This is a genomic window from Thermocatellispora tengchongensis, assembly GCF_014202315.1.
GTDB classification, from domain to species: domain Bacteria; phylum Actinomycetota; class Actinomycetes; order Streptosporangiales; family Streptosporangiaceae; genus Thermocatellispora; species Thermocatellispora tengchongensis.
Map to the genome: position 1 here is coordinate 155058 of NZ_JACHGN010000007.1, position 16745 is coordinate 171802.

Here is a 16745-nt window from a genome sequence, read left to right on the forward strand (position 1 = left end):
GGTCAGGCGCCCGGCCCGCGTTCGATGGTGATGGAGCCCGGCGGAAGCGGGCTGGCGTAGGAGGCGGTCCACGACTGGCCCTGCACCCGCTCGAAGGACAGCAGCCGGCCGTCGTTGGCGCGGTAGTCGGCGAAGTCGATCAGGCCGCGGTCGGGCAGGAAGGTCTCGCCCTCGGAGCGGAAGGCGGCGGTGCCCCGCTCGACGGGGTAGAACTCCACGCCCTCCATGATCAGCATGCTCTTGGCCGGGACCATGCCCTGCGTGGGCACGGAGGTCCAGAGCTGGACCTCCAGCTCCACCGGGTCGTCGTCGGTGGCGCCCTTCAGCTCCTCCACCGACAGCCAGTGGTAGCGGCGTACGCCCTCTTCCAGGAGGTACTCGGTCCACTCCTTGCCCCGCCAGGACCAGTGCAGCGCGCCGAGCACCCGGGCCCGCATGCCCTGGAGGCCCACGGTGTCGCCGACCTTGATCGTACGCGGGTCGGGGAAGTCGCCGCTGGGACGGCTCGGGGCCGCGAACACCGGGCCCCGATCCTCATCCGGCCGGGGCGGCGGCTCGGCCGGCAGCGCGGAGGCACGCGCCTTGCGGTCCTGGCGCGTGGTCGCGATGTAGGCCACGAGCAACAGGACCAGCATCGCCACGCTGAGTCCGAGTACGACCGCAAAGGTCATGCCGCGGGATCTTACTGGAGACGTCCCACGGCCGCACTGATGCGCTCGTCACTAGCTGTCACAGCGATCCTGACATGGCGCTCACCTGCGGTTCCGTAGAAATCACCGGGTGCGACCAGAATCCCCTTTTCGGCAAGCTCCCGTACCTGTTCCCAGCAGCCGGCGCCGTTGGTGGCCCACAGGTACAACCCGGCGGTGGAGTGCTCGACGCGCCAGCCGGCCTTCTCCAGGGCGGGCCGCAGCAGGGCCCGCCGGGCGGCGTAGCGCTCGCGCTGCTCCTCGGCGTGGGCGTCGTCGTCGAGCGCGGCGGTCATGGCCGCCTGGACCGGCGCGGGCACCATCATGCCCGCGTGCTTGCGCACCTCCAGCAGCCGCATGATGAGCTCGGGGTCGCCCGCGACGAACGCCGCCCGGTATCCGGCCAGGTTGGACCGCTTGGACAGCGAGTGGACGGCCAGGAGCCCCTCGTGGGAGCCGCCGCACACGTCGGGGTGCAGGATGGAGACCGGCCGCTCCTCCCACCCGAGCTCGATGTAGCACTCGTCGGAGGCGACCACCGCGCCGCGCTCGCGCGCCCACGAGACCACCTTGCGCAGGTGCTCGGCGGGCAGCACCCGTCCGGTGGGGTTGGACGGCGAGTTGACCCACACCAGCGGCACCGGCTCGGGACCGAGGGCGAGCAGCCCGTCGGTCGCGAAGGGCTCGGCGCCCGCCAGCCTGGCCCCCACGTCGTAGGTGGGGTAGGCCAGCTCGGGGAAGATCACGCGTTGGCCGGGGCGTACGCCGAGCAGCGTCGGCAGCCAGGCGACCAGCTCCTTGGAGCCGATCGTGGGCAGCACGGCCTTCGGCTCGACCACCACGCCGTGCCTGCGGCGCAGCCAGCCGGCCGCGGCGCGGCGCAGCTCGGCGGTGCCGTAGGTCATCGGGTATCCGGGGCTGTCGGCCGCCGCCGCCAGCGCCCGCCGGACGACCTCGGGCACCGGGTCCACCGGTGTGCCCACGGACAGGTCGGCGATGCCGTCGGGGTGGGCCTGGGCCCGCTCCTTGTACGGCGCGAGCCGATCCCACGGAAAGTCCGGCAGCGCGATCACAATCGTCTTCCCCCAGAGGTCAGGGCACGCCCCCGCACGGCCGGTGCGCAGGGGCGGACCCGCTCGGACCGCCCGCCCCCGTGACCGTCACCGGGCCGCGGGGAGCGGCTGTGCAGGCGGATCGGCGGTACCGGCTAGTGGTCCTCGCCCTGTGGCGGCAGCGCGGCGACCAGTGGGTGGTCCTTGTCGATCTTTCCGACCTTCGAGGCGCCGCCGGGCGAGCCGAGGTCCTCGAAGAAGTCGACGTTGGCCTTGTAGAAGTCCTTCCACTGCTCGGGAAGGTCGTCCTCGTAGAAGATGGCTTCGACGGGGCACACGGGCTCGCACGCGCCGCAGTCCACGCACTCGTCGGGGTGGATGTAAAGCATGCGCTCGCCCTCGTAGATGCAATCGACGGGGCACTCCTCGATGCACGCCTTGTCCAAGACGTCCACGCAAGGCTGCGCGATGACGTAGGTCACCTGGGGCTCCTTCTTCTCCGCACCTTGGCGCGACTTCGACCGCGGTTGCTACTGACCTAGTATTGCCGTGCCCGGCGTATCTCTGAAACGGAGGGGGGCAAAGTCGGTGACACCACGCTTCGGCGCCCGCCTCGTCGTCGCCATTCACCCCTCTGACGTGGGCGAACGCGTGACGATCCGGCGACGGGTGCCCGAGGGGTTCCGCGACGTGGTGGGCGAGCTGGTCTCCTGGCGCGACGGCCTGCTGGTGGTGCGCCGCCGCGACGGCGAACTCGTGGAGATCGCCGAGGAGTCGCTGGCCGCGGCCAAGGTCGTGCGCCCGGCCCGATAACCGATCCCCATCGCGCGATGGCGATCCACGCTCGCGCGATGACGATCACGCTCGCGCGATGACGATCACACTCGGGCAATGACGATCACGCTCGCGCGATGGCGCTCACGGCTCTCGCCATAGCGATCACCGCGAATCGGACACCACACCGCCGCGCCTCCTCGACCGTGGCCACTATAGCGGTAAGTATTCATCTCGTGACCGTACGTACCCGCGCCGCCGCGTCAGTGATCCTCTTCAGCGCGCTCGCCGGATGTGGCGCCCCGGCGACGGAGGAGGGAAAGAAGCTCCCGCCGGTGAACCCGGAGGCCGCCTCGCTGAAGGAGGGCTTCGCCACCATGGAGCGCCTGGTCGAGGCCGCCAAGAAGGAGGGCACGCTGACCGTGGTCGGCCTGCCGCGCGACTGGGTGAACTTCGGCGAGATCATCGACGCGTTCTCCGACAAGTACGGCATCAAGGTCGAGGAGCTGGACCCCCAGGCGAACAGCCGGGCCGAGATCGCCGCCGCCCGCGCGCCGAAGAAGCGCGGGGCGCACATCCCGGACGTGTTCGACCTGAGCCTCGACGTCGCGGTGGCCAACGCGGGCATGTTCGCGCCCTATCGGGTGCAGACCTGGCATGACATCCCCGACCGGCTCAAGGACCACCAGGCGCGCTGGTACGCGGGCTACGCCGGGTACATGTCGCTGGCGTACGACCCGAGCCGGGTCAAGCCCCCGGCGGGGTTCTCCGACCTGCTCCGTCCCGGCTACTCGGTGGCGCTGCCCGGCGACCCGCGCGAGACGGCGTCGGCCTTCGGCGGCGTGATGGCGGCCTCGCTGGGCCCCGGCGGGCCCAAGGCCGAGCGGGGCGTGGCGTACTTCGGCAGGCTGAAGCGGGTCGGCAACCTGGCCGCGCCCGGCAAGCAGGCCACGGTCGTGCTCGACTGGGACTTCCTCAACGCCGAGCGCGCGGCCAGGGGCGGCGACACGCCGTGGAAGGTCGTCTACCCGCGTGACGCGGTGCTCGGGGCGTTCTACGTGCAGGCGATCAACAAGCACGCGCCCCATCCGGCCGCGGCCCGGCTGTGGCAGGAGTTCCTGTTCTCCGACGAGGCGCAGAACCTGTTCCTGAAGGGGTACGCCCGTCCGGCCCGGATCGAGGCGTTGCAGATGCGCGGCACGCTGGACGACGAGGCCGCGGCCAAGCTGCCGCCCGCGCCCGCGAGCAAGCCGGTCTTCCTGACGGTCCCCGAGGCCGACGAGGCCAAGACCTACCTGCGCCGGGCCTGGGCCAAGACCGTCGGCTGACCGTCCGGGCCCCCGAAGGCGCAGCTCACCACATATCTGGGAACAGAGAGATAACTGTGGCTCTTGGGGCTGATATGTCGATTCGACATCAAGGCTCTAAAGTGTCCTCACCGTGAGGTCAGTTAGGTCCCAGAATGTGAGCTGATCGTCTTGCGATTCGATACGCCGAGCTTGATGCGGTGGAACGCTCGCGCCTATGACAGCTCCTTCGGCTACGTCAGCGCCCAGGGCGCCCCGCTGGTGGAGCTGCTGGACCCCCGGCCGGGGGAACGCATCCTCGATCTGGGCTGCGGCACCGGCGTGTTCACCGCGGAGATCGCCGGGCGGGGCGCCGAGGTGCTCGGCATCGACGGCTCCCCGGCGATGATCGAGAAGGCGCTCTCGCTGCACCCGGGGCTCGACTTCATCGTCGGCGACGGCCACGACTTCACCGTCGCCCAGCTCTACGACGCCTGCTTCTCCAACGCGGCCCTGCACTGGTACAGCCGCGACCCCGACGCCGTGATCGCCAGCGTGCGCGACGCGCTCCAGCCGGGCGGCCGGTTCGTGGCCGAGCTGGGCGGCGCGGGCAACTGCTCGGAGCTGACCGCGGCCGTCTCGACCGCCTGGCGCGAGTACGGCCTGCGCGAGCCGGCCCTGCCCTGGTACTTCCCCACCCCGGCCGAGTACGCCTCGCGACTCGAAAAGGCGGGCTTCACGGTCCGGCTCCTGGAATACTTCGACCGGCCCACCCCGCTCGACGACTGCCCGAACGGAGCCGCCGACTGGGTGCGCGTCTTCGGCGCGTCTCTGCTGGAGGGGCTGCCGCCGGACCTGGTCGATCCCTTGCTGCGCAGGGTCAACGAGCTGGCCGCGCCCGCCCTGCGGCGCGAGACCGGCTGGATGGCCGACTACGTTCGACTCAGGTTCGCGGCTGTTCGTCGGTAAGTCCGCCCAATGCGGCGGGGCGATTTGCCAGACTATGGTCTGTTCCTATGGTCTCGTCCGTACCGCGCGCGACGATCAGGGCGGAAGTGCGGCGGAGCGCGATCGACGCGGCGCAAGAGGGGGCTGGTGAACGGTGAGACAGCCGGAGAGGGAACGGGATGAACTTCAGTCTGAGTGATCTCGTGCCGCCGCTGCGCTGGAGCGACGCCGCGGCGTTCCCCGACCTCCGCGACCGGCCCGGCATGCCCGACGCCTGGTGGCGCAGCCTGCCCATGGCCCGGGTGCTCAGCGTGCTCACCCCCGAGGCGCTGGGCGACCTGCTCACCGAGCTGGCCGTCACGCAGTGGCCCGCGGCGGCGGTGGGCGACATCCTGCCCGCGCTGTACGTGCTGGACCCCGAGGAGGCCGACGACCCGCACACGGCCATCGCGCTGGACCGCGCGGGCTCCTGGCCGGGCCTGCTGGCCCTCAGCGCCCGCGAGATGCTCGACCAGCCGTTCATCCAGGCCCGTCCGGTGCTCGCCGCCCTGTTCACCGCCACCTTCGCCCGGCTGACCGCGGCGGAGGCGCAGGTCGGGGAGCAGCGCGAGAAGCCCGCGTCCGCCGCCTTCGGCGCCGCCGTGACCGAGGGGCACGAGCGCGCTGTGGAGAACGGCCGCGCTGTGGAGAACGGCCGGGCCATGGAGAACGGCCGCGCCCTGGAGAACGGCCGGGCTCGCACGATGGACGAGGCCCTGGACGACGAGCGCGACCGCGCCGCGGCGAACGCCGTGGAGAACGCCGCGGCGAACGACGACGATCACGCCGCGGAGGGGGACCGCGAGAGCGGCGTCCTCGCCCCCGTCGCCGAGGCCCCGTCCTCCGAGGCCCCGGCCGCCGAGGCCCCGATCGCCGAGGTCCCCGTCGCCGAGCGCGCGGCATTGCCGCGCAGGCGCAAGCGCGAGCCCGGACAGCCGCTCGGGCAGGAGCCCGAGCCCGTGGAGCAGCCGCGCCCGCGGGAGCCCGAGCCGGAGCGTACGCCCGCCCCGCAGAAGCCGGAGCTGCAAAAGCGCGTGCGCAAGCCGGTGCGGGTCGGCGCGTTCGGCCAGCCCGCCCCGGACGCCGCCGCGCCCGGCGGGCCCGTCGCTCCGCCGGTCTCCCCTGCCGCGCCCGCCGCCGGGGCCCCCGCCCGTCCCCCGCTGCCCGTACGCACCAAGCCGTCGGCCAAGCCGCCGGTCATCCCGGGTCTGCCCGGCATCCCGGCCATCCCCGACCTGCCGCCGGCGTCGTCCTCGGGCGGGCGCTCGCTGTTCGAGCCGCTCATCCCCGGCAGCGGCCCGGCGACGGAGCGCAAGCCCAAGTCGATGCCCGTGCCCCCGCCGCCGCCCGCGCCCGCCCCGCCGCAGGCTCAGGCGCCTGCTCCGCCCCCTCCGGCCCCCGAGCCGCAGCCGGCCGACGATCGCGAGCCCGACCTGCACGCGATCGTCGAGGCGGCCTTCGCCACGCTCGACGACAAGAGCTGGGCCGTCGCGCAGAACCGGGTCTTCACCGACTCGCCGAGCGCGGCCGAGGAGCTGGCCAAGCTGTTCGCGGTCTCGCCGGCCGAGATCGAGGAGGTCGAGGCCGACCTGCGGGTGCAGTTGAAGAAGTGGCTGGTGAGCGACGAGGCGCGGCCGTACCGCGCCCACATCGGCCACCTGCAGAAGACGCTGGGCAAGGCCGCGCCGCAGTCGCTGCTGATCGGGTACGCCGACTGGCACGAGCGTGAGGTGCACTCGCTGGAGGTGCCCGCCTGGCAGTTCGTGCTCGCCTCGCTGCAGGGCTACCGGCTGGTGGACGGCTGGGTGGTCGAGGGCGACATCACCGACCTCCAGGAGCGGACCAGGGCCCTGCTCAGCGGCGGCGACGGCCCGATAACGCTGACCCGGGCCGTGGAGCTGGTGGCCACGCTCGGCATCCACCCCGAGATCGCCAAGGAGTGGCTGCAGTCGGTGCCCCACCTGCGCATCCTGCTCCCCCAGGACTCCTCCACCGGGCCGAAGACCGACCCGTTCGAGGGCCAGGGGCCGCAGGAGCGCCCCGCGGAGCCCGAGGCCGAGGCCGCGCAGGCTCCGGCCGAGGCGCCCGAGCCGGCGTCCCCGTTCGCGGCGGAGAGCACCGCCCCCGGGCCGTCCGCCTCACCCGCCGACGCCGGCCCGCCCGCCGAACCGGCGAGCCCGTTCGCGCCCCCGGAGGCCGTGAGCCCGTTCGCGCCCGCCGAGCCCGCGAGCCCGTTCGCCGAGGCCGCGAGCCCGTTCGCTGAGGCCGTCGGCCCCTTCGCCGACGCCGCGAGCCCCTTCCCGGAGCCCGCCAGCCCGTTCGCGCCCGCCGACGCCGCGGCCCCGTTCGCGGCCCAGGCGCCGGCCAGCCCGTTCGCGCCCGCCGAGCCCGTACCGCCGGCCCCCGCGCCATTCCCGGCGCCCGCCGGGCCGTTCGCGGCGCGCGAGCCCGACGGCCCCGCCCCGGCGCTGCCCTTCGGGCCCCAGGTGCCCGAGTCGGCCGACGTGCTGCCTTTCGGCCCCCGCCCCACCCCGGCCTTCGCGGCCGAGGAGGCGGCGGACGTACCGGCGGCGGAAGCTCGCCCCGAGCAGCAGGACGCCGAGGACGACGAGCCCGGGGCCGGGCTGCGGGAGGAGCTGAGCGCCATCTGGGCGGCGCAGAGCCGCAGGCAGGAGGCGTCCGGCGCCGAGGACGACGAGTCGGAGATCGGGCAGCTCGTGTACGACGGCCGCGCCGCCCGCGCCGCCGAGGCCCGCGACGAGGCCCCCGCGCAGGGCGGGCCCGAGGCCGAGGTCTCGGAGCCGCAGGCCCCGGAGCCGCAGGCCCCGGCCGATGAGGCGGGGGCCCAGCAGGGCGGCGGTTACGACCCCGAGTTCCGCCAGTTCCGGCCGCTGAAGGACGTCTCGCTCACCCGGCGCTGCTTCCGCCAGCCCGACGGGCGCTGGTGGCTGCGGGTGGACATCACCCGCAAGCACCTGGACGGCGCCGAGTGCGCGCTGCCGACCGGGTTCGCGGCCTACCTCGGCCTGGCCCCCGGCCAGACCCGCACGGTGACCAGCTCGGCCGGCGAGCTGGTCATGTCCTGGCAGAGCAGGCCGGTGGTCGAGACGCTGGGGCAGTTGCTGAAGGACGTGGACGCCCAGGAGGGCGGCCACCTGTTCCTGACGTTGTCCGACGAGGGCATGCTGCGGGCCCGGCACCTGCCGCCCGCCGAGCCCTCGGTGGAGCCGATGGCGCAGGCCCTGCGCCTGGTGGGCTACACCGCGCCCGGCGGCACGCCCGAGCAGGCGGCGCGGGTGATCGCCACCAGGATCGGGATGGCCGGCACCGCGGGCCACCCGGAGCTTCTGGTACGGCTACGCGAGCGCGGGGACCGCGACCTGCTGTCCCTGCTGGCCTAGCCGGGAGCCGCGGGTGCCACGACTGGCGATCTCCCCTGAGTTCCCCCGGGAGCTGCGCGCGCTGGATGAGCCGGTGCGCCGGGACGTCGTGGTCGCGGTACGCAGGTTCCTGTACCAGGTGCCCGCGGCCCCCCACCCCGAGCGGGTGCGCAACGCCCGCGACCCGAGGGTGGCGACGCTGCGCCTGAGCGACCGGCACCGCGGCGTGGTGCTGCGGCAGCGCGACGTGTACTGGCTGCTCACGGTGCTGCCCGACGGCGAGGCGTGGGCGTACGCGCAGCGCTACGGCTTCGGGGTCAACCCCGAGATCGGCGTGATCGAGATGTGGGACGCCGAGGCGCTGGAGCGGGTGGAGCCCGCGCTGCGGCGGGCGGCGGAGTCGTCGGAGCAGCGCCTGTTCCGCGACATCTGCGACCAGGACCTGATCTCGGTGGGCGTGGACCCGCGGCTGCTGCCGTACCTGCGCGACGTGACCAACGAGGCGAGCCTGGAGGCGCTGGAGCCGCTGCTGCCGCGCACCCAGTACGCGCCGCTCGCCGTGCTGGCGCGGGGCGGCTCGCTGGCCGCGGCCTGGCGCGAGCTGGCGTACTGGCGCACGGCGCCGCCCACGGGCGGGCGGGGCGGCGAGGAGCCGATCGACACCGAGGACGTGGCGGCGGCGCTGCTGCGCAGCCCCGACCGCGCGGTGTTCGTGGCCGACAAGGACGAGCTGGAGTGGGCGCTGACCGCGCCCGACTGGTGCGTGTTCCTGCACCCGCCGCAGCATCGGCTCGCGCGTACGCCGCACTACGACCACCCGGTCCTGGTCACGGGCGGCGCGGGCACCGGCAAGACGTTCGTGGCCCTGCACCGGGCGGCGCACCTGGCCGAGCACGGGCGCGGCACCGTCCTGCTGGTGACGTTCTCGCAGGTGCTCAGCAACGACCTGGCGGCCCGGCTGGACCTGCTGATCCCCGACGAGACCCGCCGCAAACGGGTCGAGGTGGGCAACGTGGACCGCCTCGCGCACCGCATCGTGACCGACGCCGAGGGGCGCCAGCCGACCCTGGTGGGGGCCGCCGAGCTGGCCGAGCTGTGGCGGGAGGCCGCCCAGGAGGTCGGCAGCGGGCACAGCCCGGCGTTCCTGCTGCGCGAGTGGGAGCAGGTCGTGCTGGCGCAGAACCTCACCACGCTGGAGGAGTACCTGGCCGCGGAGCGGCCGGGGCGCAGCGTGGACCTCGACGACGAGGAGCGTACGGCCGTCTGGCGGGCGATCGGCCTGGTCGTGGACCGGCTGCGCGAGAGCGGGCGCAGGACGCTGCTCCAGCTCGCCACCGAGGCGTCCACGCTGCTCGGCCAGACGACCGGCGACCTGCTGGAGGAGTCGGGGCCGGTGCTGGAGCCGTACCGGCACATCATCGTGGACGAGGCCCAGGACCTGCACCCGGCGCAGTGGCGGCTGCTGCGGGCCGCGGTGCCGCACGCGCGCGACGACCTGTTCATCGTGGGCGACCCGCACCAGCGGATCTTCGACACCCGGGTGGCGCTGGGCTCGGTCGGCATCGACGCGCGCCACTACCGGCTGGACGTCTCCTACCGGCTGCCGCAGGAGATCCTGACCTGGGGCGTGCGGCTGCGCGGCGGCGGCCCGGCCGACGGCCTGGTGGAGGGCGTCCAGGAGCTGTCGGCGTTCCGGGCCGCCGAGCACGGGCCGCGCCCGACCGTGGTGGCGTACGAGTCGCCCGAGGCGGAGCTGGCCGGGCTGGCCGCGCGGGTGGCCGCCTGGGTGGAGGACGAGGGCGTGCCCGCGGCGGAGGTCGCCGTGGCCGCGCGCTCGGCCGAGCTGGTGCGCCGGGCCCGCGCCGTGCTCCGGTCGGCGGGGCTGGACGTGCGGGTGACGACACTGCACGGGATGAAGGGGCTGGAGTTCCGTAGGGTGGCCGTGATAGGCGTGGCCGATGGCATCGTTCCCGCTCCGGACGCGCTGACCCCGGCCGGCGAGGACCCGGCGGCCAGGGCGCACGACCTCCAGCGGGAGCGCGGCCTGCTCTACGTCGCGTGCACACGGGCGTACGAGATGTTGTACGTGTCCTATTCCGGCAGGGCGAGCCCGTTCCTGCCGCCTTGATCCCATACTCTCTGAACTGCGGATATATCCCCCTTGGCCGGTTGGACCCCCATGAACCTCAGCCTGAGCGACATCGTGCCACCCCTGCGCTGGACCTCTCCCGAGCAGACAGCGCCGATCGCCGACGATCCGCGGCTGCCCCAGGCGTGGTGGCAGGCGCTGCCGCTCGACCGCGCCTGCAAGACCCTGGGCACACCCCAGGTCGCGGGCCGGCTCGCCGACCTCGCCATGGCGTGCTGGGGACACCTGATCCTCGGTGACGTGCTCCCCCTGCTGCGTTTCTCCGACCCCGCCGAAGCCGCGCTCACCCCCGAGCACCTCGGCCGCGACGTGGTGCACAAGCTGTTCACCGGCGTACTGGAGCGGCTGCTGGAGCCGTCCGGCGAGCGGGTGCTGGGCGCGCTCCCCGGCGCGCGCGCCGACCGCCCGCTGCCCGAGCTGATCAACGAGGTCTTCGCCGGGCTGGACGACCGGCAGCGCAGCATCGCCAGGGACCGCCTGTACGCCTCGCAGCGCGCCACCCTGGACGAGCTGGCCCAGCGCTTCTCGGTCACCCGCGAGCGCATCCGGCAGATCGAGCGCGACCTGCGCGACGACGTCGAGGCGTGGCTGGCCGGCCCCTCCGGGGCGCCGCTGGTGGCGCACGTGTCGTGGCTGCGCGGCCGGCTCGGCAGCGCCGTCCCCGCCGACGACCTCGCCGGCGCGGTCCCCTGGCACGGCGCCGACCTGCCCTCGCTCGGCATCCCCGCCTGGCGGTTCGTCCGCACCCTGCTCACCGACTACGAGCAGGTGGACGGCTGGCTGGTCGCGGGCGGCGCCGACGAACTGCGCGAGAAGACCAGGCAGCTCTTCACCGACGGCCCCCGCCCCCTGGCCGAGGCCGTGGCGCTGGTGGCCCAGCTCGGCGTGCGCGAGGACGTCGCCGAACGGTGGATCATGTCCGTGCCCCACCTGCGCGTCCTGGACGGCCACGTGGTCGCCTGGCCGCGCAGCGTCAACGAGAAGGCCGAGGCCGTACTCGCGATCTCCGGCACCGCCCTGACCCCCGAGGAAATCCAGGAGCGCATCGGCGAGGACTACAGCCTGGTCGGCATCCGCAACCAGCTCACCGCCGACGAGCGCTTCCTGCGCGTGGACCGCAACAAGTACGGCCTGGCGCGCTGGGGCGGCGAGCAGTACCTCGGCATCCGCGAGATGATCGTCCGCGAGATCGAGCGGGCCGGCGGCGAGGCGTCGGTCAACACGATCGTGCAGAACCTCACCACCCGCTACGACGTCAGCGAGAGCAGCGTCCGCGCGTACGCGGGCGGCCCCGGCTTCGAGCGCACCCAGCGCGGCTACATCCGCGTCGCCGGCCACGAGCAGGCCGACTACCAGCCCCGCCGCGACGTCTCCGAGACCCGCCGCTGCTTCCGCAGCCGCGACGGCCGCTGGTGGCACCGCGTGGACGTCAACGCCGAACACCTGCGCGGCTCCGGCTCCCCCCTCCCCACCGGCTTCGCCGCCTACCTCGGCATGGCCCCCGGCGGCTCCCTGACCGCCTCGGCCCCCTCCGGGGACGTCATCATAAGCTGGCACAACCAGCCCACCATGGGCAGCATCCGCCCCGTCCTGGTGGAGTACGGCGCCCAGGAAGGCGACCACATCTTCCTCACCGTCTCCGACGGCGGCGAACTCCTCACCCGCTTCCTCCAGGCCGCCGCCCCCAGCCTCCCCCCGCTCAACCGCGCGCTCCACCTGATCGGCTACACCGCCCCGGTGGCCTCGGAGGCCGAGGGAGTCCGCCTGATCGGCGCGAGGATCGGCCTCCCCGAGGGCTCCAGCCGCGACGACGTCCTCAACCGCCTGAGAGACCGAGGCGACCGAGAAATCCTCGCCTTCCTAGAGGGCGTGTAAGGCCAAGGTCCCCGCTTCCCCAGAGGCCGCAAGACCGGAGAGCGCAAGGCAAGGCCCTCGCCTCTCCGGCGCTCCGCGCATCCAGCGCTGCCGCACAGGCAAGGCCCTCGCCTCTCCGGCGCTCCGCGCATCCGGCGCTGCCGCGCAGGCTCGGACAGTGCTCATTGGGGGGCACAGCCCCCCAAACCCCCAGTCACGAGGGGCAAGCCCCTCGTGGCTTCCCGCTGGCGCCCCACCCTGCCGTCGAGGTGACCAGACCCTAAAGCCGTTCTCGGAGCACCTGGAAACGGATTGGAGGAATGACACGGCCCACTACGGCCATGGCATGCCCGGAGTGCACGATGTCGGGGAGTCCCACCTCCTCCTCCACGATGCCCAGCCTGGTGGTCCGGATGCTGGAGGCAGCACAGATCGACCGGGGAGACAGGGTTCTGGAGATCGGCACGGGAACCGGCTACTCGACCTCACTGATGTGTCACATGCTCGGCGACGACGCGGTGACCTCGATCGAGTACGACCCGGAAGTCGCCGCCGCCGGCCGCATGGCGATCAACGAGGCGGGGTACGCGCCCACGCTGGTGGTCGGTGATGGACTGACCGGATATGACGGAAACGCCGAATACGACCGGCTGATCGCCACATGTTCCGTGCGCTACATTCCTCCGCACTGGATGTGGCAGGTTCGCGACGGCGGGACCATCACCACGCCGCTTTGGGGGTGGATGGGCGCGACGGCCTTCGCTCACCTGACCCTCGATCATTCGGGGAACGCCAGCGGGCGCTTTCTGCCCGACAACCTCTACTTCATGACCGCTCGCGCCCACTGTCCCCATCCGCTGGCCGTCGCGCTCGTGCCCCGGGGAGAACCGCGCGCCAGCACGATAGATCCCGGCATCCTCGACGACGAGACGGGCCTGTTCGTCGCCCAACTGGCCGCCCCGTCGGCCCAACGGCTCGGGTCGGGCGATGAGGTGATCCTGGTGGACGTCGCCACCGGATCTCAGGCCGGCACGAAGAAGGCCGGGGCGGGCGGATGGACGGTGCGTCAGCACGGGCCGCTACGGTTGTGGGACGCCGTGGAACAGGCGATCCAGACCTGGCAGGAGGCGGGCTCGCCCCACCAGTCGGGGTTCGGTCTCACCGTCGGCCCCTCCGGGCAGTGGGTATGGCTCGGCGACCCCGACGGGCCCCGGTGGTACCTGCCGGCTTGACCGCGCCGCGTCACTAGCCGCATCGAACGCAAGGCCGTGGACAACCCACCACCTGACCGTGCTGGAGGACTCCGGCCTGCTGGTGGCCGACCCCGACGCCTTCCGCCGTAACCGCTCCGAGTACCGCATCACCGAGCCGCTGGTCCGCTTCTACCACGCGATCATGCGCCCGTACTGGGCGCAACTGGAACGGGTACGGCCCGGCCGCACCGAGCGGATCTGGCGGGCCGCCCAGCCCCGGTTCCGCGGCAACGTGGCCGGGCCGGTGTTCGAGCGAATGTGCCGGGTGTGGTGCGAGGACTTCGCCTCGGAGGAGACGCTTGGCGACATGGCGGGCGGCGTCCTGTCCGGGGTCGTCCATGACCCCGCCACCCGGACGAGCCATGAGGTGGACGTCGCCGTCCGCGGCCCCGACGGCGCGCTGCTGGCCATCGGGGAGGCCAAGTGGGGGGACGTCATGGGGCTCGGGCACCTGGAGCGGCTGGAGCGGGTGGCGGCGCTGCTCGCGGCCAGGGGCGAGGCTCCGGACCGGCTGCTGCTGTTCAGCGGTACGGGGTTCATGCCGGCCCTGGAGGAGGCGGCGGCGCGCAGCGGGGGGCGCGTGCAGTTGGTGGGGCTGGAGCGGTTGTACGCAGGTTCGTGATCGCAGCCGGGAACCCCGGGCAGATCTATGTGACGTTGGCCCGGCTGGAGAAGGCCGGGCTCGTGGTCTGTGAGCGGGCCGATGGCCTGCCCGAGCGGCCCGACCGCGAGGTCTACGCGCTGACGCCGGCCGGGCAGCAGCGGGTGGCCGCCTGGCTGGCCGAGGTGGGGTGGCCGTCGCGATCGTCGCCCTGCTGGTCCTCCACACCCAGCCGGAGCGGGGCTACGGCCTGGACGGCTCCTCCGTCCTGCTCAACAACACCGCCAAAAAAATCGCGGCGGGATGTCGAGAACCCGTCCGCGGCTTCGTCCCTGGGGTGAAACACGCCCACAATGGGCCCTGGAGCACCAAGGAGAACACGATGGCCAAGTACCTGCTTCTCAAGCACTACCGGGGCGCGCCGGCACCGGTCAACAACGTGCCGATGGACCAGTGGACGCCGGAGGAGGTCTCGGCCCACGTGCAGTTCATGCGCGACTTCGCCGCACGGCTGGAGAGCACCGGCGAGTTCGTGGACGCTCAGGCGCTGTCCCCCGAGGGCACGTTCGTCCGGTACGACGGCGAGGGCCGGCCGCCGGTCACCGACGGCCCGTTCGCGGAGACCAAGGACCTGATCGCCGGCTGGATGGTGATCGACGTGGACTCCTACGAGCGGGCGCTGGAACTGGCCGCCGAGCTGTCCGCGGCTCCGGGCGCGGGCGGCAAGCCGATCCACGAGTGGCTGGAGCTGCGCCCGTTCCTGACCGAGCCCCCGACCATCACGGAGTGACGCATGGTGGACGAGGCCCTGCTGCGGAGCCTTATCCCCACTGTCATCGGCATCCTCGTCCGCCGCGGCGCCGACTTCGCGGCGGCCGAGGATGCCGTGCAGGACGCCCTGATCGAGGCCGTACGCGTGTGGGCGGACGACCCGCCGCGCGACCCCAAGGGCTGGCTGGTCACCGTGGCCTGGCGCAAGTTCCTCGACGCCACCCGCGCCGACACCTCGCGGTGGCACCGCGAGGAACTCGTCGAGGCCGAGCCCATGCCCGGCCCGGGCGAGGCGGTGGACGACACGCTCCAGTTGTACTTCCTGTGCGCGCACCCGTCGCTGACCCCGGCTTCGGCCGTCGCGCTCACGCTGCGCGCGGTCGGCGGCCTGACCACGCGTCAGATCGCGCGGGCGTACCTGGTGCCGGAGGCGACCATGGCCCAGCGGATCAGCCGGGCCAAGCGCACCGTATCGGGCGTCCGACTCAACCAGCCCGGTGACCTCGCCACGGTGCTGCGCGTGCTCTACCTGGTCTTCAACGAGGGCTACTCCGGCGACGTCGATCTCGCCACCGAGGCGATCCGCCTCACCCGCCAGCTCTTCGCCCGGATCGACGAGCCCGAGGTCGCGGGGCTGCTCGCGCTCATGCTGCTGCACCACGCACGGCGCGCGGCGCGGACCGGCCCCGACGGCAGGCTCATCCCTCTCGCCGAGCAGGACCGCAGCCTGTGGGACACCCGCCTGATCGCCGAGGGCGTGGACGTGCTCCAGGCCGCCCTCGCCCGCGACCGGCTGGGCGAGTTCCAGGCCCAGGCCGCCATCGCCGCGCTCCACGCCGACGCCCAGACGGCCGAGGAGACCGACTGGGTGCAGATCGTCGAGTGGTACGACGAACTGGTGCGCCTCACCGGCAGCCCGGTGGCCCGACTCAACCGGGCCGTCGCGGTCGGCGAGGCCGACGGCCCGCGGGCCGGCCTGGCCGCCCTGGCGGAGCTCGACCCCGCCCTGCCCCGCTACGCCGCCGTCGCGGCGTACCTGCACGAGCGTGACGGTGACCTGGTGACCGCGGCACGCCTCTACGCCGAAGCCGCGCGGTCGGCGCCGAGCCTCGCCGAACGCGACCACCTCACGCGACAGGCCGCACGGCTCAACGCGCAACTGCGCAGGTGAGCGAACCCGGGCCCTGCCCGCGGCGAGATGTGAGGCCGGCGCCCGCCTCACATCTCGGGGGGCTGTGTCGTCGTACCGGGTGAGAGGCACCTGTTCGGGCTCGGCGCCGGCGTGGCCGGCGCCCACCCGGACCACCAGGACCCGAAGGAAGACAACCGATCATGGAACCTGTGAAGGTCGCGGTCATCTACTACAGCGCCACCGGCAACGTGCACGCCCTGGCGCAGGCCGCCGCCGAGGGCGCGGAGAAGGCCGGCGCGCACGTACGGCTGCGCAAGGTCGCCGAGACGGCCCCGCCGGAAGCCGTCGGCTCCAGGCCGGAGTGGGCCGCGCACGTGCGGAACACCGCCGACGTCGCCGAGGCCGGCCACGACGACCTGGAATGGGCCGACGCGGTGCTGTTCGGCACCCCCACCCGCTTCGGCAACCCCGCCGGCCAGCTCAGGGCGTTCATCGAGACGACCGGCCCGCTGTGGTACCACGGCAAGCTCGCGGACAAGGTGTACTCGGCCTTCACCGCCTCCAACACCGCCCACGGCGGACAGGAGTCCACCCTGCTGGCCCTGAGCAACACCTTCTACCACTGGGGCGGCATCATCGTGCCCCCCGGCTACACCGACCCCGTCCAGCTCCAGTCGGGCAATCCCTACGGCACCTCCCACGTGGCCGGCGGCGGAGCCCCCAGCGAGACGACCTTGGAGGCGGCCCGCCACCAGGCCCGTCGCGTCGTCGCCATCACCGCCGCGCTCAAGGCCGGCCGCGCCGCCTGACCTGCCCC

15 protein-coding genes are annotated in these 16745 nt (G+C 73.2%); 12 read left to right on the top strand and 3 right to left on the bottom strand.

Translation table 11 applies throughout. The features are described from left to right. Positions 1-2 precede the first annotated feature (2 nt). The 3 genes from HNP84_RS17945 to fdxA form a co-directional block, all read right to left on the bottom strand. Entirely contained in the window at positions 3-671 is a 669-nt protein-coding gene (locus tag HNP84_RS17945; RefSeq protein ID WP_185050882.1) for a DUF4178 domain-containing protein, read from the bottom strand. 11 nt (positions 672-682) lie between these two features. Continuing rightward, positions 683-1762 (bottom strand): succinyldiaminopimelate transaminase, encoded by a 1080-nt coding sequence (gene dapC, locus HNP84_RS17950; RefSeq protein WP_185050883.1) that lies wholly within the window; start codon positions 1760-1762, stop codon positions 683-685. A gap of 134 nt (positions 1763-1896) precedes the next feature. Continuing rightward, the gene (gene fdxA, locus HNP84_RS17955; RefSeq protein WP_185050884.1) at positions 1897-2223 is read right to left on the bottom strand and encodes a ferredoxin; all 327 of its coding nucleotides are present in this window, start codon (positions 2221-2223) and stop codon (positions 1897-1899) included. Positions 2224-2329: 106 nt separating this feature from the next. Here fdxA and HNP84_RS17960 point away from each other — a divergent pair, with 106 nt between their 5' ends. From HNP84_RS17960 to wrbA, 12 genes are all read left to right on the top strand, one after another. Beyond that, a complete protein-coding gene (locus HNP84_RS17960; RefSeq protein ID WP_185050885.1) occupies positions 2330-2554 on the top strand; it encodes a putative acetyltransferase in 225 nt (74 codons plus the stop codon). A 197-nt stretch (positions 2555-2751) separates the two neighbouring features. Beyond that, positions 2752-3843 (top strand): ABC transporter substrate-binding protein, encoded by a 1092-nt coding sequence (locus HNP84_RS17965; protein WP_312925123.1) that lies wholly within the window; start codon positions 2752-2754, stop codon positions 3841-3843. Between the two features lie 174 nt (positions 3844-4017). Further along, the gene (locus tag HNP84_RS17970; RefSeq protein ID WP_185050887.1) at positions 4018-4770 is read left to right on the top strand and encodes a class I SAM-dependent methyltransferase; all 753 of its coding nucleotides are present in this window, start codon (positions 4018-4020) and stop codon (positions 4768-4770) included. A gap of 158 nt (positions 4771-4928) precedes the next feature. Then, positions 4929-8189, top strand: coding sequence for a hypothetical protein (locus HNP84_RS17975; RefSeq protein WP_185050888.1), 3261 nt, complete (start codon positions 4929-4931; stop codon positions 8187-8189). A gap of 13 nt (positions 8190-8202) precedes the next feature. Further along, positions 8203-10296, top strand: a complete 2094-nt coding sequence (locus HNP84_RS17980) for a UvrD-helicase domain-containing protein (protein WP_185050889.1) — start codon at positions 8203-8205, stop codon at positions 10294-10296. Between the two features lie 51 nt (positions 10297-10347). After that, positions 10348-12192, top strand: coding sequence for a sigma factor-like helix-turn-helix DNA-binding protein (locus tag HNP84_RS17985; protein WP_185050890.1), 1845 nt, complete (start codon positions 10348-10350; stop codon positions 12190-12192). Positions 12193-12563: 371 nt separating this feature from the next. Next, positions 12564-13403, top strand: a complete 840-nt coding sequence (locus HNP84_RS17990; protein ID WP_246518308.1) for a methyltransferase domain-containing protein — start codon at positions 12564-12566, stop codon at positions 13401-13403. A 58-nt stretch (positions 13404-13461) separates the two neighbouring features. After that, complete coding sequence (locus tag HNP84_RS17995) at positions 13462-14046, top strand: hypothetical protein (RefSeq protein WP_185050892.1); 585 nt, start codon at positions 13462-13464, stop codon at positions 14044-14046. Next, entirely contained in the window at positions 14043-14366 is a 324-nt protein-coding gene (locus HNP84_RS53080) for a PadR family transcriptional regulator (RefSeq protein WP_312925127.1), read from the top strand. The genes HNP84_RS17995 and HNP84_RS53080 overlap by 4 nt, the downstream gene beginning before the upstream one ends. Positions 14367-14407: 41 nt before the next feature. Then, positions 14408-14815, top strand: coding sequence for a YciI family protein (locus HNP84_RS18005; RefSeq protein WP_185050893.1), 408 nt, complete (start codon positions 14408-14410; stop codon positions 14813-14815). A 6-nt stretch (positions 14816-14821) separates the two neighbouring features. Continuing rightward, complete coding sequence (locus tag HNP84_RS18010) at positions 14822-15967, top strand: RNA polymerase sigma factor (protein WP_185051142.1); 1146 nt, start codon at positions 14822-14824, stop codon at positions 15965-15967. Positions 15968-16128: 161 nt separating this feature from the next. Then, positions 16129-16737 (top strand): NAD(P)H:quinone oxidoreductase, encoded by a 609-nt coding sequence (wrbA, locus tag HNP84_RS18015; RefSeq protein WP_185050894.1) that lies wholly within the window; start codon positions 16129-16131, stop codon positions 16735-16737. Positions 16738-16745: the final 8 nt, after the last annotated feature.

Excerpts from the sequence above, each read along its gene's own strand:
- HNP84_RS17985 (WP_185050890.1), top strand. The coding sequence starts at position 10,348 with ATGAACCTCAGCCTGAGCGACATCGTGCCACCCCTGCGCTGGACCTCT.
- HNP84_RS17970 (WP_185050887.1), top strand. The coding sequence starts at position 4,018 with ATGCGGTGGAACGCTCGCGCCTATGACAGCTCCTTCGGCTACGTCAGC.
- HNP84_RS17945 (WP_185050882.1), bottom strand. The coding sequence starts at position 671 with ATGACCTTTGCGGTCGTACTCGGACTCAGCGTGGCGATGCTGGTCCTG.
- HNP84_RS17975 (WP_185050888.1), top strand. The coding sequence starts at position 4,929 with ATGAACTTCAGTCTGAGTGATCTCGTGCCGCCGCTGCGCTGGAGCGAC.
- wrbA (WP_185050894.1), top strand. The coding sequence starts at position 16,129 with ATGGAACCTGTGAAGGTCGCGGTCATCTACTACAGCGCCACCGGCAAC.
- HNP84_RS17990 (WP_246518308.1), top strand. The coding sequence starts at position 12,564 with ATGCCCAGCCTGGTGGTCCGGATGCTGGAGGCAGCACAGATCGACCGG.
- HNP84_RS18005 (WP_185050893.1), top strand. The coding sequence starts at position 14,408 with ATGGCCAAGTACCTGCTTCTCAAGCACTACCGGGGCGCGCCGGCACCG.